The sequence below is a fragment of the Mesorhizobium sp. 8 genome, from assembly GCF_006351905.1.
Classification (GTDB): Bacteria; Pseudomonadota; Alphaproteobacteria; order Rhizobiales; family Rhizobiaceae; genus Mesorhizobium; species Mesorhizobium composti.
In genome coordinates this window covers 1,892,070-1,912,235 of sequence record NZ_CP040914.1, presented here as the reverse complement: position 1 = coordinate 1,912,235, position 20,166 = coordinate 1,892,070, and the positions used below count along the sequence as shown (strand labels likewise).

The following is a 20,166-nucleotide window of genomic DNA, read 5'->3' as shown; positions in this document are numbered from 1 at the left end:
CGGCCTATGCGACGAAGCCGGCGAAGCGCTCGATGTCTTCGGCCGTGGTGGCGAAGGAGGTAACGAAGCGATAGAGCATCTCGTCCGCTTCGACGGTCAGGCCCTGCGGTACGGCCCAATCGTAGAAGACCGCGCCGGCTTCCTCGAGCCGTTTGGCGTTCGTCTTCTTCAGGATAACGAAAACCTCGTTGGCTTCCGGCCGCCATGCCAGCCGTGCCGTTTTCGATTGCTCGACCGCCGCGGCCAGCCTGGCGGCCATCGCGTTGGAATGACGGGCCGTCTCCAGCCACAAGCCGTCGCGGAAATAGGCGTCGAACTGGGCGGCGATGAAGCGCGACTTGGAAAAGAGCTGGGCGGCGCGCTTTCGCAGGAAGGACAGTTCCCGGGCGCGGTCGAGATCGAACAGGACGACCGCCTCGGCGCACCAGCAGCCGTTCTTGGTGCCGCCGAAGGAAAGCACGTCGACGCCGCGCTTCCAGGTCATCTCGGCCGGCGAGGCATCCAGCGCCACCAAGGCGTTGGCGAAGCGGGCGCCGTCCATATGCAGCGGCAGCTTGTGGCGCTTGGCCAGGGCCGAGATCGCGGCGATCTGGTCGAGGCCGTAGATGGTGCCGACCTCCGTCGACTGGGTGATCGACACCGCGATCGGGCGTCCGGTGTGGACGACTTCCGGAGCGAGGCGGTCGAGCGCCCTTTCCAGTTCCGCCGGATCGATGCGGCCCGAAGCGCCGTCGACGCCATGCAGCCGCCCGCCGCCGGAAAGATATTCGAATGCCCCGCATTCGTCAGCGATCAGATGCGCCTCGCGATGGGTGAGCGCGATGCCGCCGGATTTGTTGTAGGCGGTCAGCGACAGCGCGTTGGCCGCCGTTCCCGTGGAAACAAAGAATACGGCCACCTCGCGCTCGAAGATTTCAGAAAACCGAGTGGTGACGGCCTTGTCGAGCGCACCGTCGCTATAGGCGGCCGAATAGCCGCCGGCGTTGGCGGAAAGGCCGGCGGCGATGGCGGGATGGGCGCCGGCCCAGTTGTCGGATGCGAAGAACATGCGGGATCCGTGATTGCGTTGGTGAAGGGACGCCGGACCATGGCGCTTCCTGCACAAACCGCAAGGGCCAGACGGGGCGAAAATTGCGACACCGCCAGATGCCTGCCATCGGGCAAGATTTCGCCATACCGGCGATGCGAGCAATTTTATTTCGCGCGCGGTCGCGTTTTTTGATGAATCGGTCTTGTGTGGCCCTGCGATTTCTGCAATATCGATATAGGACAGTAATGCTGTCTTATTTAATCGCGCCCAGCCGGCCAAGATGAGCTATCATCGCGGTGCGGGGTGTGGCGCGACGTGCGGATCGCACTCTTCTCCCGGCCGAAGGCCAGCGGGATGTTCGGTGGTCCGCTCGAAGGACCGTGGTCAGTAACCTGAGCAGGTGTCGCGCTGCGACTTTGGGGGAAGAGAACCTTCCTGGCGCAGTTGGCGGCCGGCCAAACGAGGATGAAGAATATGACGGCGTTCACGCTCCCTGCGACAGACGGCCCCGCCGCGCAGAAGCGAGCGGCGACCGTCAAAACGACCGCCAGCGGCGGTGCGCTGCCCGGCCTGCCGGCAGCCCAGGGCCTCTACGACCCGCGCAACGAACACGACGCCTGCGGCGTCGGCTTCATCGCTCAGATGAAGGGCGTGAAGTCGCATAGAATAGTCGAAGACGGTCTGGCAATGCTGGAGAACCTGACGCATCGCGGCGCCGTCGGCGCCGATCCGCTGATGGGCGACGGCGCCGGCCTTCTGGTGCAGGTTCCCGACCGCTTCTTCCGCGAGGAGATGGCAAAGCAGGGCATCGAATTGCCGCCGCCCGGCCAATACGGCGTCGGCCACTGGTTCATGCCGCAGGATGCGGCGTTGCGTGCCCATATCGACGAGATCATCCGCGAATCGGCCGCTTCGGAGGGCCTGCCGCTGATCGGCTTCCGCGACGTGCCGGTCGACAATTCCTCGTTGTCGAAGGCGCCGGATATCGCCGCCGCCGAGCCGTTCCACCGGCAGGTGTTCATCGGCCGCACCGCCGACATTGACGACGACGAAGAGTACGAAGCCCGGCTCTACCTGCTGCGCAAGGTCATTTCCGGCCGCATCTATGCCGAGAACGACAACAAGGACGTCGGCGCCTATTGCGTGTCGCTGTCGGCGCGCACCATCGTCTACAAGGGCATGTTCCTCGCCTATCAGGTCGGCGCCTACTACAAGGACCTCGCCGATCCGCGCTTCGAGACGGCGCTGGTGCTGGTCCACCAGCGCTTTTCCACCAACACCTTTCCGTCGTGGAAGCTGGCGCATCCCTACCGCATGGTCGCCCATAACGGCGAGATCAACACGGTGCGCGGCAACAACAACTGGATGGCGGCGCGCCAGGCCTCGGTCGATTCGGAACTGTTCGGCAACAACATCTCCAAGCTGTGGCCGATCTCCTACGAGGGGCAGTCCGACACGGCCTGCTTCGACAACGCGCTCGAATTCCTGTTCCAGGGCGGCTACACGTTGGCCCACGCCATGATGATGCTGATCCCGGAAGCGTGGGCCGGCAACAAGCTCATGGACGAGGATCGCAAGGCCTTCTACGAATACCATGCAGCACTGATGGAGCCGTGGGACGGGCCGGCGGCGGTGTGCTTCACCGACGGCCGCCAGATCGGCGCCACCCTCGACCGCAACGGCCTGCGCCCAGCGCGCTACATCGTCACCGACGACGACCGCGTCATCCTCGCCTCCGAGGCCGGCGCGCTGCCGGTCGAGGAAAAGCACATCGTCGCCAAGTGGCGCCTGCAGCCGGGCAAGATGCTGCTCATCGACCTCGGCAAGGGCCGCATCATCTCCGACGAGGAGATCAAGGCCGAGATCGCCGGCAAGCACCCCTACAGGAAGTGGCTCGCCAACACCCAGCTTATCCTGGAGGACCTGAACCCCGTGGAGGCGCGCGCGCTGCGCAAGGACGTGACGCTGCTCGACCGTCAGCAGGCCTTCGGCTACACGCAGGAAGACCTGAAGCTCTTGATGTCGCCCATGGCGACCACCGGCCAGGAGGCGGTCGGCTCGATGGGCACCGACACGCCGATCTCGGCGATGTCGGACCAGACGAAGCTGCTCTATACCTATTTCAAGCAGAACTTCGCGCAGGTGACCAACCCGCCGATCGACCCGATCCGCGAGGAACTGGTGATGAGCCTGGTCTCCTTCATCGGGCCGCGGCCGAACATCTTCGACCTCGTCGGCTCCTCGCGCCGCAAGCGGCTGGAGGTGCGCCAGCCGATCCTCACCAATGCCGATCTCGAGAAGATCCGTTCTATCGGCCACACCGAGGAACGCTTCGACACCAAGACCATCGACATCACCTATGCCGCGACCGAGGGCGCGGAAGGCATGCCTGCGGCGATCGAGCGGCTGTGCGAGCGGGCCGAGGCTGCGGTGGCCGGCGGCTACAACATCATCATCCTGTCCGACCGCCAGATCGGGCCGGACCGCATCGACATCCCGACGCTGCTGGCGACGGCGGCCGTGCATCATCACCTGATCCGCAAGGGATTGCGCACGGCAGTCGGGCTTGTGGTGGAATCGGGCGAGCCGCGCGAGGTGCATCATTTCTGCTGCCTCGCCGGCTATGGCGCGGAGGCGATCAATCCTTATCTCGCCTTCGACACGCTGATCGACATGCACCGGCGCGGCGACTTCCCGCCCGAGGTGGACGCATCGGAAGTGGTGACCCGCTACATCAAGTCGATCGGCAAGGGCATCCTCAAGGTCATGTCCAAGATGGGCATTTCGACCTACCAGTCCTATTGCGGCGCGCAGATCTTCGATGCCGTCGGGCTGAAGTCGGAATTCGTCGACAAGTATTTCACCGGCACCGCCACGCTGATCGAAGGCGTCGGGCTCGAGCAGCTTGCCACTGAGACGGTGCAGCGCCACCACCGCGCCTTCGGCAACGACCCGGTGCTGGCGGGCAGCCTCGATGTCGGCGGCGAATATATGTTCCGCATGCGTGGCGAGGCGCATATGTGGTCGCCGGATGCGGTCGCCACCCTGCAGCATGCCGTGCGCAAGGGCTCATGGGCGACGTTCAAGGAATACTCCGCCCAGATCGACGACGAGACGGCGCGCGCACAGACCATTCGCGGCCTGTTCAAGCTCAAGCTGGCGGGGGAGACCGGCCGCCAGCCGGTCGCGCTCGAAAAGGTCATGCCGGCGGCCGAGATCGTCAGGCGCTTCTCCACCGGCGCCATGTCGTTCGGATCGATTTCACGCGAGGCGCACACGACGCTGGCGCGCGCCATGAACGCCATCGGCGGCAAGTCCAACACCGGCGAGGGCGGCGAGGAGCCGGACCGCTACCTGCCGCTGCCGGGCGGTGGGCCGAATCCGGAGCGTTCGGCCATCAAGCAGGTGGCGTCGGGCCGCTTCGGCGTGACGGCGGAATACCTCGTCAATTCCGACATGATGCAGATCAAGGTGGCCCAGGGCGCGAAGCCCGGCGAGGGCGGCCAGTTGCCCGGCCACAAGGTCGACGCCACCATCGCCAAGACGCGGCATTCGACGCCGGGCGTGGGCCTGATCTCGCCGCCGCCGCACCACGACATCTATTCGATCGAGGACCTGGCGCAGCTCATCTACGACCTGAAGAACGTCAACCCGGAAGGCGACGTGTCGGTCAAGCTGGTGTCGGAGGTGGGCGTCGGCACGGTTGCCGCCGGCGTCGCCAAGGCGCGCGCCGACCACATCACCATTTCCGGCTACGATGGCGGCACCGGCGCATCGCCGCTCACCTCGCTCAAGCACGCCGGCTCGCCGTGGGAGATGGGCTTGGCCGAGACGCACCAGACGCTGGTGCTGAACGGGTTGCGGTCGCGCGTCGCCCTGCAGGTGGACGGCGGGTTGCGCACCGGCCGCGACGTGGTGATCGGCGCGCTGCTCGGCGCCGACGAGTTCGGCTTCTCGACCGCGCCGCTGATCGCGGCCGGCTGCATCATGATGCGCAAGTGCCATCTGAATACCTGTCCGGTGGGCGTGGCGACGCAGGACCCGGTGCTGCGCAAGCGCTTCAAGGGTCAGCCCGAGCACGTCATCAACTTCTTCTTCTACGTGGCGGAGGAGGTGCGCGAGCTTTTGGCAGCGATGGGCTTCACCCATCTCGACCAGATCGTCGGCAACACCGATCTCCTGGAAAAACGCGCCGTCATCGAGCACTGGAAGGCCAAGGGCCTCGACTTCTCCAAACTATTCTACAAGCCCGACGCGCCGCCGCAGGCGACGCACTGGACCGAGCGGCAGAAGCACCCCATCGACGACGTGCTCGACCGCACGCTGATCGAGCAGGCGAAGCCCGCGCTTGAAGCGCGCCAGCCCGTCGAGATCGAGGTGCCGATCCGCAACGTCGACCGTTCGACCGGGGCGATGCTGGCCGGCGAGGTCGCCAAGCGCTTCCGCCACAAGGGCCTGCGTGAAGATACCATCAAGGTGAAGCTGACCGGCACGGCCGGGCAATCCTTCGGCGCTTTCCTGACGCGCGGCGTCTCCTTCGATCTGGTGGGGGCTGCCAACGACTACGTTGCCAAGGGTCTGTCGGGCGGGCGCATCGTCATCAGGCCGCCGGAGGAAGCGAAGATCGTCGCCGAGAACTCCATCATCGTCGGCAACACCGTGCTTTACGGCGCCATCGAGGGCGAGTGCTATTTCCGCGGCGTCGCCGGCGAACGGTTTGCAGTGCGCAATTCCGGTGCGGTGGCGGTGGTAGAAGGCGTCGGCGATCATGGCTGCGAATACATGACCGGCGGCATCGTCGTCGTCATCGGCCAGACCGGGCGCAACTTCGCCGCCGGCATGTCGGGCGGCGTCGCCTATGTGCTGGACGAGGCGGGCGACTTCGCCAAGCGCTGCAACATGGCCATGGTCGAACTGGAGCCGGTTCCGGAAGAAGACGACCTGATGGAGAAGCTTCTGCATCACGGCGGCGACATCGACCACAAGGGCCGTGTCGACGTCTCCGACGACATGACCAGCCATGACGAGGAGCGGCTCTACCAACTCATCTCCAACCATGTGCATTTCACGGGCTCGACCAGGGGCAAGGAGATCCTCGACGACTGGGCGATCTACCGGCCGAAATTCCGCAAGGTGATGCCGGTCGAGTATCGCCGGGCGCTACAGGAGATGGAGCGCGCGCGCATGAGCGTGGCGGCGGAGTAGGCTTCCTTGAACGGCGAGAAGGTTTGGCATATGTTCTGGCATATGCTAAATGGAGGCGCGCATGAATGCTCATGACAAGGACGTTCGCACGGCGAGCCTGTTTCGCAACGGGCGTAGCCAGGCCGTGAGAATACCGAAGGAGTTCGAATTTGAAGGAGACGAGGTTCTTATCAGTCGCGACGATACGGGCAAGCTGACGATTGAGCCGGTCAGGAAGAAGCCGACGCTGCTGGAAGTGCTGGCGACGCTGGAGCCTCTGGCGCCGGAAGACCGATTCCCGGAAATCGATGACAGCGACCTGCTGCCGTTGGACGACGTGAAGCTGTGACGCTTTATCTGTTGGACACGAACGCAGTGTCGAACCTGGCGGATGAGCCGGCCGGACCGATTGCTCGGCATATCGGCAAGGTCGGGCCAGAAAACGTTGCCACCAGCATCATTGTCAACGGGGAGATCGAATTCGGGCTGGAGTTGAAGCAAAGCAAGCGACTCAGGGCTCAGATGGAGCAAGTGTTTTCGGTCTTGCCGATCTTGCCCTTTGAGTACCCGGCGGATCGCCACTACGGGGCTTTACGGGCAGAGCTCAAGCGACGAGGCCGTCCGATCGGACCGAACGACCTGCTGATCGCAGCACATGCATTGGCTTTGGACGCCACTCTCGTTACGGCGAATGTCGGGGAGTTTTCCCGCGTCCCGGGCCTCAAGATCGAGAACTGGCTGCGGTCGCAGCCTTGAACGAATACCAGGTTGGAACGAACATGGGCAAGGTAACAGGTTTTCTCGAGATCGACCGGCAGGTGCCGAAGTACCAGCCGGCTTCAGACCGCATCCGTCATTTCCGCGAATTCACCTTGCCGATGTCGGACAAGGAAGTGGAAAAGCAGGCGGCGCGCTGCATGGACTGCGGCGTGCCTTATTGCCATGGGCCGACCGGCTGCCCGGTGCATAACCAGATTCCGGACTGGAACGACCTCGTCTACAACGGCAACTGGGACGCGGCGATCCGCAACCTGCACTCGACCAACAATTTCCCCGAATTCACCGGCCGCATCTGCCCCGCGCCGTGCGAGGAAGCCTGCACGCTGAACCTCGAGGACATCCCCGTCGCCATCAAGACGGTGGAGCAGGCGCTGGCCGACAAGGCCTACGAGACCGGCTACATCCGCCCCTATCCGCCGCAGGTGAAGACCGGCAAGCGGGTTGCCATTATCGGCTCCGGCCCGGCCGGCATGGCGGCGGCGCAGCAGCTCGGCCGCGCCGGCCACGAGGTGCATGTCTACGAGCGCGAGAGCCGGCCCGGCGGGCTGATGCGCTACGGCATTCCCGACTTCAAGATCGAGAAGCACTACATCGACCGGCGCGTCGAACAGATGCAGGGCGAGGGCGTCACCTTCTTCTGCGGCGTCAATGTCGGCGTCGACAGGAAGGTCGACGAACTTCTGGCTGAGTACGACGCCGTTCTTTATTGCGGCGGCTCCGAAACGCCGCGCCCGGCCGGCATTCCCGGCGACGATCTCGAAGGCGTGCACGATGCCATGCCCTATCTGGTCCAGCAGAACAAGCGCGTCGGCGGCGAGGACATTGCGTCCGTCGCATGGCCGGCAGCACCCATCCTTGCCGGCGGCCAGCATGTCGTCGTCGTCGGCGGCGGCGACACCGCTTCCGACTGCGTCGGCACCGCCTTCCGCCAGGGTGCGGTGCGCGTGACCCAGCTCGATATCCGCCCGCAGCCGCCCGAGAGGGAGGACAAGCTGACGGTCTGGCCCTATTGGGCGACCAAGATGCGCACGTCCTCCAGCCAGGCCGAGGGCGCGGAACGTGAGTTCCAGGTGGCGACGCTGGAGTTCATCGGCGAGGAGGGACAGTTGACCGGCGTGAAGTGCTGCGAGGTCGACGAGAAGCGCAAGCCCGTTCCCGGCACCGAGTTCGTCATCCGCGCCGATCTCGCTTTCATCGCCATCGGTTTCGCCGGCCCGCTGGAAGGCGGGTTGGTCAAGGAACTGGATGGCAGGATGGATATCGCCACCGACGCACGCCGGTCGCGCAACGTGGCGGCGAACGACCGCGACTATCGCACCAGCGTGGACGGGCTGTGGGCCGCCGGCGACGTGCGGCGCGGCCAGTCGCTCGTCGTCTGGGCGATCCGCGAAGGCCGTCAGGCGGCGCGGGCCATCGACGAGGCCTTGATGGGCTCCACCCTTCTGCCGCGTTGAGCGCCTGTCCCGACTGGACGGCTTACAGCGGACTCCAGATCGGCGGACCGGGCCTTACGGCGTGATCGCCGTCGTCTTGTCGCCGGCGGTCGCGGCGGTTGCCGGTTGCGCCTTCGGAGGCCAGGAGAAATCGTCGGCGCGGCCGGGCGACGCCTCCGACGCCACGCCTTCGACGAGCAGCTTTTCGCCGGGCAGTTTCTCGCCGGGCGCCTGCGTGGCTGGCGGGGCCGCCGGCGCGGCGCCGAGCAGTTCACCGCCTCCATCCAGCGCCGGATCGCTGAGGAGCATGGGCGGCGTTCGGTTCACGGCGGCCGGGGCCGCCGGCGGCATCGGGCCGGTGACCGCCGGCTGGCCGGCCGGCGCGGACAACGTGCCGGTGCCCGAGGGGTCGCCCAATCCGAGAATCTTGAGCAACGGCTTTTCGGCGTAGAAGGCGATCTTCGCCTTGCCGGCGCGCGTCATGTTGATGCCGTCGTCGGAGCGCAGGCGCACCGGCTGGCCGTTGATGTCGGGACCGGTCGAAACGAAGGCGCCGTTCTCGTCGACGAACCCGTCCCAGATGTCGACGAATTCGCCGCCCGCCTTCTCGGCGACGGAGCGGTAGATGTCGTTGAAGGCCAGCATGTCCGACGTCATCTTGCTGATCTTGAAGGACGGCATGCCGACCCACAGGAACGGTACCTTGCCGGCCTTGACGCCCGTGGCGAGGGCTTCGGCGCGCTGTTCGTACTGTTTGGTCCAGGCATCGCTGCGCGGCTGCTCGCGGTTGTCGCCGACCTGCATCGACTGCCGGTCGTTGGAGCCGAGCATGACGACGACCGCCACGGGCTTCTCGGTTTCCAGCACGTCCTTGATCGAGGCCGGCCAGTCGTAGAAGTCGTCGCGCACCAGGCCGGACGAGCCCTTGGCGCGATCGGCGATGCGGATGGAAGGGTTCTCGGCGAAAACCGTCTCCAGTCCTTCGGCGAGGCCGCTGGCCATGAAGTCACCGATCACCAGGACAGTGCGGGCGTTCGGCGCCTTCTCGACGACCGGTATTTCAGGCTCGGCCTTGCGCGTCACCGGCTTGGATCGCGTCTTCTTCTTCGGCTTCTGGATTTCGACCGGCGGTTCGATGCGCTCGCGCCGGCGCGGGAACAGGAGATCGCGCAGCGACCAGCCCTGATCCTGGGCCAGAACCGGTGTCTGCGCGGCGGCAAGGACGGCTGCCGCAAGCACGGCGACGGCGACGAGCATGAGCGACACATGCCGCAGAACCCCGCCGATGCGCCTTGCCGAGATCAAGCATCCGCTCCATGGCTCGGGCCTGCCTCGTGTGGCGGGCCATCCTTGTCTGCTACTTCTTGCGCAGCCATTTCAGCACTTCCATGCTGGGGTAACCGGTCTGGGTCAAGCCCATCTGCGCCTGGAAGGACATGATGGCGGCCTTCGAGCCGCTGCCGATCTTGCCGTCGAACTTGCCGTCGTAGAGACCGTGCTGGGAAAGCCGCTGCTGCAATTCCTGCTTTTCCTCGAAGCTGAGCTTGGTGAACGGCCGGTTCCAGTCGCGCACCAGCCCGCCATAACCGGCGATCTCGTCGGCAAGAAGGCCGACGGCCAGGGCATACTTGTCGGAGTTGTTGTAGCGCTTGATGACCGAGAAGTTCTTGATGACCAGGAAGGCCGGCCCCTCGCGGCCGCCGGGCAGTTTCAGTTCCGCCCTGTCGGACGTGTTCCTGAACGGCTTGCCGTTGGCGCGGGTGAAGCCGAGCTGCTGCCATTTGGCGATCGACATCGAGCCTGCGGGAAATTTCCCGCCTCCCGGCAAGGTCACTTCATAGCCCCAGGTGCGCCCCGCCTGCCAGCCGTTCCTGCGCAGGAGGTTGGCGGCTGTGGCGAGCGCGTCGGGGATCGAATTCCAGATGTCGCGCCTGCCGTTGCCGTCCATGTCGACGCCATAGGCCTGGTAGCTGGTGGGGATGAACTGGGTGTGGCCCATGGCGCCCGCCCACGAGCCTTGCAGGTGGCTCTCGTCGATGTCGCCGGTCTGCAGGATCTTCAAGGCGGCGACGAGCTGTGTGCGGGCATATTTGGCGCGCTTCTTGTCGGCATAGGCCAGCGTCGCCAGCGAGCGCACCACCGAGCGCATGACGTCGTCGCGCTTGAGGATCTCGCCATAGTTGGATTCCATCGACCAGATGGCCAGCAGCGTGTAGCGGTCGACGCCGTAGCGGCTTTCGATGCGATCCAGCCACGGCTTCCACTTCGCCGCCATGGCGCGGCCGGTAGCGATCGACTCGTCGTGGACGCGATTGTCGAAATAGTCCCAGGCCGGCGCCTTGAATTCGGGCTGCGTGCGGGCCTTCTCGATCACTTCCGGATCGGGGTCGCTGATGCCGCGGAAAGCGCGGTCGTAGATGGCGCCGGACACGCCGCTGGAGACGGCGGTGGCACGGAAGCTGGCGACCCAGTGGCGGAAGCCGGCGTCGGCGAAGGCCGGGCTTGCGGGCAGCAAGAGCGCCACCGAGAGGCCGGCGGCCGCAAACAGCCCGGCCATGCGGCTGGTGACGGTGCGAACGGTCATCTTTTCCTCCTTACATCGTCGCAGGAAGGTCATTCATCGCCGAACCCGGTTAGGAATTGGTTTACCATGCGCCGCCCTGGGAACGAAAAAGCAACTTGAAGCTTGTAGGTTTCGCTCGCGCCGGATTTCGATACACCTCGATTCCGGCGTCAAAATGTCCCACTATGGGGTGGCTGCGCACCATCCAATGGAAAGTCGCATCATGAGAAAAGTTCGCAAGGCAGTCTTCCCGGTCGCCGGCCTCGGCACACGCTTCCTTCCCGCCACCAAGGCGATCCCGAAGGAGATGCTGACGGTCGTCGACAAGCCCGTCATCCAGTATGTGGTGGACGAGGCTCGCGAAGCCGGCATCGAGCATTTCATCTTCGTCACCGGCCGCAACAAGGCCGTCATCGAAGACCATTTCGACGTCCAGTTCGAGCTCTACGACACGCTGGCGCAGCGCGGGAAGGGCGACCAGCTCGACCGCCTGCAACGCCTGCAGCCGTCGCCGGGACAGACCAGCTTCACCCGCCAACAGGTGCCGCTCGGCCTCGGCCATGCGGTGTGGTGCGCGCGCGAACTGGTCGGCGACGAGCCCTTCGCGCTGCTTCTGCCCGACATGATCATGCAGTCGGAAAAGAGCTGCACGCGCGACATGGTCGAGCTCTACGAGCAGACGGGCGACAACATCATCGCCGTGCAGGAGTGCGATCCGGCGGAAGCGCATAAATACGGCATCGTCGGGCGCGGCGAGGCCGCCCATACCGGTTTCCGCATCACCGAGATGGTGGAGAAGCCGAAGCCGGGCACGGCGCCGTCCAATCTCTTCATCAACGGGCGCTATATCCTGCAGCCGGAGATTTTCTCCATCCTGGAAAGCCAGGAGAAGGGCGCGGGCAACGAGATCCAGCTCACCGACGCCATGCTGAAGCTGCGCCAGAAGCAATCCTTCTACGGCTACCATTATCAGGGACGCACGTTCGACTGCGGCTCGCCGGAAGGCTTCATCGAGGCCAACGTCGCCTTCGCGCTGTGGCGCAAGGACATCAACCAGGGCATGGCCGGCGTCATCCGCGGCCTGCTCGACGAATTCGAGCCGCTGCTGCGCCGCGCCGCTGGGTGATCGCTCGCCTGTGTCAGGCAGGCTATGGGCTGTTGCGCCCGAAATAAAGCCGCGTCAGCGCTGCACTTTGATGCCGGCGAAGATGCTGGCCTCGTCGTAGTCGCGGCCGGGCAGGCTCGACGTCTGCTTTTCGTAGCGGGCCTTGGTGCTCAGGCCGACATAGCGGTTGAGCCACCACGTAAGCCCCGCCTCGGCGCTGAGAATCAGATCGTGGTCGCTGGAACCGGCATAGTCGCGCCAGGCGGCGCCGAGCGACGCATTGGCGGTCAGGTCCTCGCGGATACGACGTTCTCCCGTCAGCTGACCGGAATAGAGCAGATCGCCGGTTTGGCCGGGCGTGGTCGTGCCTTCGATCGTGGTGTTGCCGAGCAGGCTGATGATGGTGCCGCGTTCGGGCGACCATTTGAAGTCGGCGTTGATCGAGGCGCCGGAAACCGCCGCCAGCCGGTTATCGTCGGGGTCTTCGCTCAACCAGCCGGCCGAGACTTCGCCGTTCAGCTTCTCGCCGAGGTCGAGTTCGGTTCCGGCGCGGATGCCCAGCCGGTCGGCCGAGCGTGCGTAGCCGCTGGCATCGATGCGCTGGTCGTAGAGCCGGCGCCCGACCTCCAGTTCCGCGAACGGCGTCAACGCCGGGGATATTTCGTAACCGCCGCGCAGTGTGGTCGTGTAGAGGGTCTCGTTGCGGTCTTTCTGCGAAAGCACGCCGCCGCCCAGCAGGTCGGCGTCCCCATAGGTGTCGCGTTGAGCGGCGCCCGTCAGGCCGAAGCGCAATTTGCCGATATCCTTGGCGATGGCCAGGCTGCCGTCCAGCGACTGGCGCGACGGCTGCGAGGCGACGTCGCCGATGACGACGGGCGAAGACGCCGATTCGGGCGCGATTTCATAACCGGCCTTGGCGGTGGCCCGCCATTCGTGGTCGAGATCGAGGTTGAGCGTCCCGTCGATGCGGCCGCGCGCGTCGTCCAGGCTTTCGCCCGAAAGGCTTTCGCGGAAGGTGCCGGTGGCGTCGATTGTCGCCGAGTTCGACACCCAGTCCGACGTGGCGTTGAGGCGCAGCGTCGTTTCCGACAGGATGGCGGAGCTGCCGCCGGGGCCGCCGCTGGCATTGGTGGTGGCCGTCAATCCCTGCTCGATCGAGGGCCTCAGCACGAAACTGCCGAACGGGATGCCGATCGGCGCGAAGGGGTCGTCGTCCGGCCTCACCTGCCCGCCTTCGATCGAGCCGGTCCTTTCGGCGCGCGGATCGAGCGGCTGGCGGTCGTCGGCGTCGACGCTGCGGGCCCGCCGGTTGGTCGGCTCGGGCACCGCATCGGGATCGGTCGTCGCCGCGCGCGCCCTCGCCGGCGTGGTCGCCGTCGTCTGGTCATCCGTCCCGTTCGGGGGCGGAGGGGCCGGAACGGCTGGAACAAGCGACGCTGCACCGGTGTCGGTGCCGTCGTCGACGGGGATGGCATCGGCATCGTCGCTCCCGGCCGGATCGGTTGCCTCCGGCACGGCGCCCGGACTGACGGGCTGATAGGTCGGCATCGCGGTCGCGGTCTGGCTCGGCGCGTTCGCGGTGGCAGGCCGAACCCCGTTCGTTGCCGCCGGGCGCCTGGCGGCGCCGGTGTTCAGAAGTGTCGGATCGGTCGCGGAGGTATTCGTGCCCGCCTGTTGTGCCGCAAGCGGAAGGGGAAAAAGGAGCACGGCCGTGCCAGCCGCCAGAAGCAGCGCACGCGCGGCCTTTCGGCCTCTGCGTGGTCCTTGTAGGGGCTGGGCATGCGACATCGTCACCTCGGCGGCGCGCGCGCGCCATGCTTACCGGACCGTAAATGGGGATGGTTAACGGAGCGTTGAGGAGGTGTCTCTCAGGCGGCTGGCCGAGGCGATTGCATTGGACAAAGCGGGGCCGAAGCAGTAAGCGCGTCGTCATGTTTGCGGGAGCGTCGATGAACAGGAAACCCGACCGGCAGGCCTCCATCGCCTCGGCCTTGCGAACGGTGGCCACGGAGCAGGCCGGCCTTGCCATGTTGTCGCAGGCCCTGGCCGACGGACTGGCCGAGCCTTTCGCCGACGCGGTCGAGATGATCGCCGGCATCCGTGGCCGCGTCATCGTCACCGGCGTCGGCAAAAGCGGCCATATCGGCTCCAAGATCGCCGCGACGCTCGCCTCCACCGGCACGCCGGCCTTCTTCGTCCATCCGGTCGAGGCCAATCACGGCGACCTCGGCATGATCACGCCGGACGACGCCATCCTTGCCATGTCATGGTCGGGCGAGAGCGCGGAACTGCGCGGCATCGTCGGCTATTCGCGCCGCTTCGGCATCCCGCTGATCGCGCTGACCTCGGGTGCGAAATCATCGCTGGCCCGCGAGGCCGATGTCGTGCTGGCGCTGCCGCATGCGCCCGAAGCCTGCCCGCACGGGCTGGCGCCGACGACCTCGGCGCTGTTGCAACTGACGGTGGGCGACGCGCTGGCGATGGCGTTGCTGGAAGCGCGCGGCTTCACGCCGGAGGACTTCCTCGGCTACCACCCCGGCGGCAAGCTGGGCGCGACGCTGACGCACCTGGCCAAGGTGATGCGCACCGGCGACGACCTGCCGCTGGTGCCGCTCGGCACCAAGATGCCGGAGGCGGTGATGACGCTGTCCAACAAGAAGGTCGGCTGCGTCGTCATCGTCGACGAGGCAGGCCGGCTGGCCGGCATCATCACCGACGGCGACCTGGCACGCAACCTGCACCGCAACCTCAAGGACGTGGCGGTGGAGGAGGTGATGACGCGGACGCCCAAGACCGTTTCCCCCGACATGTCGGCAGGGGCGGCGATCGCCTATCTCAACGAGAACAAGATCGGCGCGCTCGTCGTCGTCGAGGGCGGGCGTCCCATCGGCCTGGTGCATTTCCACGATCTCTTGCGCATCGGTGCGGCTTGAGGCGGAAACTGACCTGCCTTTGAAGCCTCTTGACGGCGCGAAGATCCACTGCCCCCTACGGAACCGGCTCGACCTTCAGTTCAAGGTCGGTGTCGGTGGCGCCCGTTACCCTGACGCGGGTGCCGGCAGGCAGGTCGGGACCGGAGACGCGCCATAGCGTGTCGCCGAGTTGGATGCGGCCGCGGCCTTCGCGGATCGGCTCCGAAAGTGTCGCCGTGCGGCCGATCATCTGTTCGCCGCGACGATTGAGCAGCGGCTGGTCGCTCTCGCCCTCGCGCCGGCCGACGATCTGCTTGCCGACATAGGCCGAGACCAGCGACAGCGCCAGGAAGGCGACCACCTGCACCTGCCAGATCCAGAAGCTGGCGTCCCACAGCGCCAGCGAGACGGCGCCGATGATAAGCGCCGCGATGCCGATCCACAGGAGGAAGACGCCGGGAACGGCGATCTCCAGCACCAGCAGGATGAAGCCGAGCACCATCCAGTTCCACGGCCCGAGTTCGGCGAAGATGCGTTCCAGCATGGCCGGCCTCCGCGCCTACGAGGTCTCGCCGGGGCGCACCAGCGGCGGGCGCGCCGCCTGCCGCTGCGGGGTCGAGGAGCCGTCGTTCTTGAACACCTCGCGGGCGATCTCGCCGATGCCGCCCAGCGTGCCGATCAGCGAGGAGGCTTCCAGCGGCATCAGCACGATCTTGGAATTGGTCGCCGATCCGATCCGGGTCAGCGCCTCGGTGTATTTCTGCGCGACGAAGTAGTTGAGCGCCTGGGTGTCGCCCTTGGCGATGGCTTCGGAGACGACCTGAGTCGCCTTGGCTTCGGCTTCGGCCGCGCGCTCGCGCGCCTCGGCATCGCGGAAGGCGGCCTCGCGGCGGCCCTCGGCCTCCAGGATCTGCGCCTGCTTCAGGCCCTCGGCGGCAAGGATCTGGGCGCGCTTGTCGCGCTCGGCCATCATCTGGCGGGCCATCGAATCCACCAGGTTCGCCGGCGGGTTGATGTCCTTGATCTCGACGCGGGTGACCTTGATGCCCCATGGATGCGCGGCCTCGTCCACGACCCGCAGCAACCGCTCGTTGATGGCGTCGCGGTTGGAGAGCAACTCGTCGAGGTCCATCGAACCCATGACGGTGCGGATGTTGGTCATGGTGAGGTTGAGCAAAGCGTTCTGAAGGCCGGCCACCTGATAGGCGGCCTGCGGCGCGTTCAGCACCTGGTAGAAGGCGACGCCGTCCACCGCGACGATGGCGTTGTCCTTGGTGATGATCTCCTGGGTGGGAACGTCCAGCACCTGTTCCATCATGTTCATCTTGGCGCCGATGCGGTCGATGAAGGGAATGATCAGGTTGAGGCCGGGGCTCAGCGTCTTGGTGTAGCGGCCGAAGCGCTCGACCGTGTAGTTGTAGCCCTGCGGAACGGTCTTGATGCCGGTAAAAAGGATCAGCAGGACGAGAACGACAAGAACCGGAATTACCACGTCGAAGCCGGTGAAACCCATGCGTCACTCCCCTCGCAATCAGCAGCGAGGCCTATCCTCGCCGACCGGTTATGGTGACACTTAAGGGGGATTTGACGGCGTTACAATCGCGACGGTTGAAGCCTTCGCCTCTGGCGCGATACCCCCACCCCCAACCCCTCCCCGCAAGGAGGAGGAGGATTCCGCGGCAGCGCCACATACCAATGTCAGCGGTTTTATATGAAACGGCGGCGTCAGCGTCTCCCTAACCTTGTGGGGAGGGGACAGGGTGGGGGGTGCCGTCCCTCAGGCCCAGCCGGCGAGTTCGCGCCTGACCAGCGTCTCGATCACCGTCATGCCTTCGGGGCTGTCGTTGAGACAGGGGATATGCGAGAACTTCTCGCCGCCGGCGTGGAGGAATTCGTCGCGCACCTCGCGGCCGATCTCGTCCAGCGTCTCGATGCAATCGACCGAGAAGCCCGGATTGACGATGGCGATGCGCTTGACGCCTTCCTTCGCCAGCCGTTCCACCGTCTTGTCGGTGTAAGGCTGCAACCATTCCTGCGCGCCGAAGCGCGACTGGAAGGTGGCGATCATCTTTTTCTCGTCCCAGCCGAGTTTTTCGCGCAGCAGCCGCGTCGTTTCCAGGCAGTGCGCGTGATAGGGGTCGCCCTTGTCGGAATAGGGTTTTGGGATGCCGTGATAGGAGGTGATGACGACCTCCGGCTCGAAGTCGAGGGTCGCGAGATGCTTTTCGATCGAGGCGGCCAGCGCTTCGATGTAGACGGGCTCGGCATAGTATGGCGGCACGCTGCGCACCGCCGGTGCGCGCCGCATTTTCGCCAGCGCGCGGAAGAGTTGGTCGTTGGCGGTCGCCGTGGTGGTCGCCGAATATTGCGGATAGAGCGGGAAGGCGAGCAGGCGGTCGCAGCCTTGCGCTACCAGCCGCTCGGCAACGCTGCCGGTCGAGGGATTGCCGTAGCGCATGGCCCAGTCGACCGTGACATTCGGCAGGTCGGCCAGCGCCGGCGCAAGCTTCTCGGCCTGGGCGCGGGTAAAGGTGTGCAGCGGCGATTCGTTCTTCTCGCGGTTCCAGATGCGCGCGTAGTTGGCGCCGGATTTCTGCGGCCGCGTCGTCAGCACCAGCCCGTAGAGGATCGGATACCAGATCGCCTTGTTGAGTTCGATGATGCGTGGGTCGGACAGGAATTCCCTGAGATAGCGCCACATCGGCCAGTAGTCGGTGCTGTCCGGCGTGCCGAGGTTGAGCAGCATGATGCCGACCTTGTCCTTGGCGGATGCAAGGGGCGCATCGGATGCGGCTTTCTTGGGCGCTTCGGCGACGGCGGTTCTGGCTGACGGCATTTCGGCTCTCCGGCCTGCTGGACTTGGCAGACGGTCTAACCATGTCCGCCAGCGATGCAATGCCGCGTCTGGCCGCACCTTCCGTCAGGCAAACACCCGCCCCGGTCCGAGGCGGGTGTTCGGAACTGGACCCCGGGCCTTACTTCGCCGCCGGGATCGTCAGCGTGGCGCCGACCGGCAGGCGGCGCGGCTCGTGGCCGGGATTGGCGTCGGCGATGACCTTCCACCTGGTGCCGTCGCCGTAATATTTCACCGCCAGATCCCAATAGGTGTCGCCCCTGGCGATGACATGGCTGGTCTCGGCGCCGGGTGCGGCCTCGGCCGGCTTTGCCGGTTCGGACGGGGCCGCTTCCGCAGGCTTGGCCGGAGGTGCCGCACCGTCGGCCGGCAGGCTCGGCGGCGAGTTGGCGATGTCGTTGGAGCCGGCCGGCAGTGCCGGCATGGACGGTTCGGCGGGCGCGGCTTCCGCGGGCTTGGCGGGTTCAGCCGGAGCCGCTTCCGCCGGCTTTGCGGGTTCGGCTGCGGCATTGGCGGCGATCTCGGTGATGCGGCCCTCGACCTTCGGCGTATAGGGGTTGTGGGCGCTCAGATAGTCGGCCACGACCTGCTCCAGGCTGGGGCCGTAGTCGTAGGCGTCCTTGGCCTTCTCGGCGAAGATCTTGTAGCCGTCGCCGCCCTGGCGCACGTAGTTGTTGGTGGCGACGATATAATCCTTGTTCTCGTCGATCGGCACCCAGTTCGAGCCGTCGGCCACCAGCACGTCGCTGATGCGGCTGCCCGGGGCCTTGGACTTGTCGAACGAATATTTCAGGCCCGCCACCTGGGCGAAGCGGCCGGCGCCGTCTTCCAACTGGCTCGTCCCGTTCTCAAGTGCGGCGACGACATCCTTGCCGGCGAGCTTGAAGGTGGCGACCGTGTTCTGGAAGGGCAGCACGGTGAGCACTTCGCCCATCGTCACCTTGCCCTGGTCGATGGAGGCGCGCAGGCCGCCGCCGTTCGAGAAGACGATGGTGACGCCCTGGTCCTTGACGCGGTCCAGCACGGCGTCGGAGACGAGGTTGCCCATCGAGCATTCGCGCGCGCGGCAGGTTTCGCGGCTGCCGTCGATCGCCGCCGTCGTCTCGCCGACCTCCTTGGCCTTCAGTTCCTCGATCGGCGCGCCGAGTTCCTTGATGCGGGCGAGCACCTGCGGGTCGGGCGTGATCGACTTGTCGAGGTGGATCGGATCGCCGCTTGCTTCCTTGACGACGCCGTTGTCGTCGAAGACGATCTTCACCTCGCCGAGATATTTCGAATAGGACGCCGCCTGCACCACCGGCACCTTGTAGCCGTCGGGGTTGTCCACCATCGTCGGGTAGGGGCCTTCCGCCTTCGGGTCGGTGTTGGACAGAAGCGAGTGCGAGTGGCCGCCGACCACCACGTCGACGCCCGGAATCTTGGCGATGACGTCGCGCTCGCGCGGATAGCCGATATGGGTGACGGCGATGATCTTGTTGACGCCCTCGGCCTTGAGCGCTTCCACCGCCGCCGTCATCGACTTCACGTCGTCCGCGATGGCGATGTTGGGGCCGGGCGAGGCGATCTCGGGCGTATCGTTGGTGATGCCGCCGACGATGCCGATCTTCTGGCCGCCGATCTCGACGACGATAGACGGCTTGATCTTGCCGTGGGCGCCCGACTTCTCGTTGGCATTGACGTTGGCGCTGACGACCGGGAACTTCGCCTTGTCGAGATAGGGCACCAGCGCGGTCTCGCCGTCGTCGAATTCGTGGTTGCCGAGGGTGACGGCGTCGAGGCCCATCTGGTTGAGGAATTCCTCCTCCGCCGCGCCCTTGTAGGTGGTGTAGAACAGCGAGCCCTGGAAATTGTCGCCGGCGTTGAGCAGGAGCACGTTCTGGCCCTTGAGCTTGTCGCGCTCCTGACGGATGGCGGTGATCAGGCGGGCGGCGCCGCCGACGCATTCGCCCTTCGTCTCCTCTTCCGCCGAACAGGTCGATTCGTACTTGTTGTTGGACTCGATGCGGCTGTGCCAGTCGTTGAAATGGAGGATGTTGAGCGTGTAGTCGGCAAAGGATGCGCCGGCCGACAGCCCGAGCGTCGAAGCCGACAGCGCGGCGATGACAGCGATCTTCTTCATTCTTCCTCTCCCGGATGAAGTCGATACAGACTTTAAGAGCCTTGTTTGACTGGAATTCTACAGCCCGTCCCGCGGCATGTTCACACCGCGCTTTTTTCGATGCAAGCGGAATCGCGGCCGGCTCCCAGTCGCGGGCGGCTTCCCTGTCGGAAGCAAAAAGGGAGCGCGCACGAAAAAGGCAGCGGA

At 65.7% G+C, this 20,166-nt stretch carries 14 protein-coding genes; 6 read left to right on the top strand and 8 right to left on the bottom strand.

The features are described 5' to 3' along the window. Nucleotides 1–4: 4 nt before the first annotated feature. On the bottom strand, nt 5–1,048 hold the full coding sequence (locus FGU64_RS09245) for a low specificity L-threonine aldolase (RefSeq protein WP_139952736.1): 1,044 nt from the start codon (nt 1,046–1,048) through the stop codon (nt 5–7). A gap of 456 nt (nt 1,049–1,504) precedes the next feature. Here FGU64_RS09245 and gltB point away from each other — a divergent pair, with 456 nt between their 5' ends. Genes gltB through FGU64_RS09225 form a run of 4 tightly spaced genes read left to right on the top strand, consistent with a single transcriptional unit; the run spans nt 1,505 to nt 8,448 of the window. After that, on the top strand, nt 1,505–6,235 hold the full coding sequence (gene gltB / locus FGU64_RS09240) for a glutamate synthase large subunit (RefSeq protein WP_139952733.1): 4,731 nt from the start codon (nt 1,505–1,507) through the stop codon (nt 6,233–6,235). Between the two features lie 49 nt (nt 6,236–6,284). Further along, nucleotides 6,285–6,563, top strand: a complete 279-nt coding sequence (locus tag FGU64_RS09235; RefSeq protein ID WP_136356387.1) for an AbrB/MazE/SpoVT family DNA-binding domain-containing protein — start codon at nt 6,285–6,287, stop codon at nt 6,561–6,563. Continuing rightward, nucleotides 6,560–6,970, top strand: coding sequence for a PIN domain-containing protein (locus FGU64_RS09230; protein ID WP_136356385.1), 411 nt, complete (start codon nt 6,560–6,562; stop codon nt 6,968–6,970). Before FGU64_RS09235 ends, FGU64_RS09230 begins: the two co-directional genes overlap by 4 nt. A gap of 23 nt (nt 6,971–6,993) precedes the next feature. Further along, nucleotides 6,994–8,448 carry a glutamate synthase subunit beta gene (locus tag FGU64_RS09225; RefSeq protein WP_139952730.1) on the top strand — a complete coding sequence of 485 codons (1,455 nt, stop codon included), beginning with the start codon at nt 6,994–6,996 and terminating at the stop codon, nt 8,446–8,448. 54 nt (nt 8,449–8,502) lie between these two features. Here FGU64_RS09225 and FGU64_RS09220 read toward each other — a convergent pair whose 3' ends face one another. After that, the gene (locus tag FGU64_RS09220; protein ID WP_139952727.1) at nt 8,503–9,732 is read right to left on the bottom strand and encodes a DUF459 domain-containing protein; all 1,230 of its coding nucleotides are present in this window, start codon (nt 9,730–9,732) and stop codon (nt 8,503–8,505) included. Nucleotides 9,733–9,784: 52 nt separating this feature from the next. Beyond that, on the bottom strand, nt 9,785–11,011 hold the full coding sequence (locus FGU64_RS09215; protein WP_139952724.1) for a lytic murein transglycosylase: 1,227 nt from the start codon (nt 11,009–11,011) through the stop codon (nt 9,785–9,787). 202 nt (nt 11,012–11,213) lie between these two features. On the opposite strand from FGU64_RS09215, the gene galU reads away from it, so the two are divergent. Further along, nucleotides 11,214–12,116 carry a UTP--glucose-1-phosphate uridylyltransferase GalU gene (galU, locus tag FGU64_RS09210; RefSeq protein WP_139952721.1) on the top strand — a complete coding sequence of 301 codons (903 nt, stop codon included), beginning with the start codon at nt 11,214–11,216 and terminating at the stop codon, nt 12,114–12,116. Between the two features lie 54 nt (nt 12,117–12,170). On the opposite strand, the gene FGU64_RS09205 is transcribed toward galU, so the two are convergent. Further along, on the bottom strand, nt 12,171–13,643 hold the full coding sequence (locus FGU64_RS09205; protein WP_348639789.1) for an outer membrane beta-barrel protein: 1,473 nt from the start codon (nt 13,641–13,643) through the stop codon (nt 12,171–12,173). Between the two features lie 401 nt (nt 13,644–14,044). On the opposite strand from FGU64_RS09205, the gene FGU64_RS09200 reads away from it, so the two are divergent. Further along, on the top strand, nt 14,045–15,028 hold the full coding sequence (locus FGU64_RS09200; protein ID WP_246671273.1) for a KpsF/GutQ family sugar-phosphate isomerase: 984 nt from the start codon (nt 14,045–14,047) through the stop codon (nt 15,026–15,028). Nucleotides 15,029–15,083: 55 nt separating this feature from the next. On the opposite strand, the gene FGU64_RS09195 is transcribed toward FGU64_RS09200, so the two are convergent. The 4 genes from FGU64_RS09195 to FGU64_RS09180 all read right to left on the bottom strand — a co-directional run bounded on the left by FGU64_RS09195 (nt 15,084) and on the right by FGU64_RS09180 (nt 19,980). Next, nucleotides 15,084–15,551, bottom strand: coding sequence for an NfeD family protein (locus FGU64_RS09195; protein ID WP_139952711.1), 468 nt, complete (start codon nt 15,549–15,551; stop codon nt 15,084–15,086). A 15-nt stretch (nt 15,552–15,566) separates the two neighbouring features. Continuing rightward, the gene (locus FGU64_RS09190; RefSeq protein WP_136356369.1) at nt 15,567–16,520 is read right to left on the bottom strand and encodes an SPFH domain-containing protein; all 954 of its coding nucleotides are present in this window, start codon (nt 16,518–16,520) and stop codon (nt 15,567–15,569) included. A gap of 264 nt (nt 16,521–16,784) precedes the next feature. Then, nucleotides 16,785–17,843 (bottom strand): ferrochelatase, encoded by a 1,059-nt coding sequence (gene hemH, locus FGU64_RS09185; RefSeq protein WP_139952708.1) that lies wholly within the window; start codon nt 17,841–17,843, stop codon nt 16,785–16,787. A 139-nt stretch (nt 17,844–17,982) separates the two neighbouring features. Beyond that, a complete protein-coding gene (locus FGU64_RS09180; protein ID WP_139952705.1) occupies nt 17,983–19,980 on the bottom strand; it encodes a bifunctional metallophosphatase/5'-nucleotidase in 1,998 nt (665 codons plus the stop codon). Nucleotides 19,981–20,166: the final 186 nt, after the last annotated feature.

Excerpts from the sequence above, each read along its gene's own strand:
- FGU64_RS09245 (WP_139952736.1), bottom strand. The coding sequence starts at position 1,048 with ATGTTCTTCGCATCCGACAACTGGGCCGGCGCCCATCCCGCCATCGCC.
- FGU64_RS09205 (WP_348639789.1), bottom strand. The coding sequence starts at position 13,643 with ATGCCGACCTATCAGCCCGTCAGTCCGGGCGCCGTGCCGGAGGCAACC.
- galU (WP_139952721.1), top strand. The coding sequence starts at position 11,214 with ATGAGAAAAGTTCGCAAGGCAGTCTTCCCGGTCGCCGGCCTCGGCACA.
- hemH (WP_139952708.1), bottom strand. The coding sequence starts at position 17,843 with ATGCCGTCAGCCAGAACCGCCGTCGCCGAAGCGCCCAAGAAAGCCGCA.
- FGU64_RS09225 (WP_139952730.1), top strand. The coding sequence starts at position 6,994 with ATGGGCAAGGTAACAGGTTTTCTCGAGATCGACCGGCAGGTGCCGAAG.
- FGU64_RS09215 (WP_139952724.1), bottom strand. The coding sequence starts at position 11,011 with ATGACCGTTCGCACCGTCACCAGCCGCATGGCCGGGCTGTTTGCGGCC.
- FGU64_RS09200 (WP_246671273.1), top strand. The coding sequence starts at position 14,045 with ATGAACAGGAAACCCGACCGGCAGGCCTCCATCGCCTCGGCCTTGCGA.
- FGU64_RS09195 (WP_139952711.1), bottom strand. The coding sequence starts at position 15,551 with ATGCTGGAACGCATCTTCGCCGAACTCGGGCCGTGGAACTGGATGGTG.
- gltB (WP_139952733.1), top strand. The coding sequence starts at position 1,505 with ATGACGGCGTTCACGCTCCCTGCGACAGACGGCCCCGCCGCGCAGAAG.
- FGU64_RS09190 (WP_136356369.1), bottom strand. The coding sequence starts at position 16,520 with ATGGGTTTCACCGGCTTCGACGTGGTAATTCCGGTTCTTGTCGTTCTC.
- FGU64_RS09235 (WP_136356387.1), top strand. The coding sequence starts at position 6,285 with ATGGAGGCGCGCATGAATGCTCATGACAAGGACGTTCGCACGGCGAGC.
- FGU64_RS09180 (WP_139952705.1), bottom strand. The coding sequence starts at position 19,980 with ATGAAGAAGATCGCTGTCATCGCCGCGCTGTCGGCTTCGACGCTCGGG.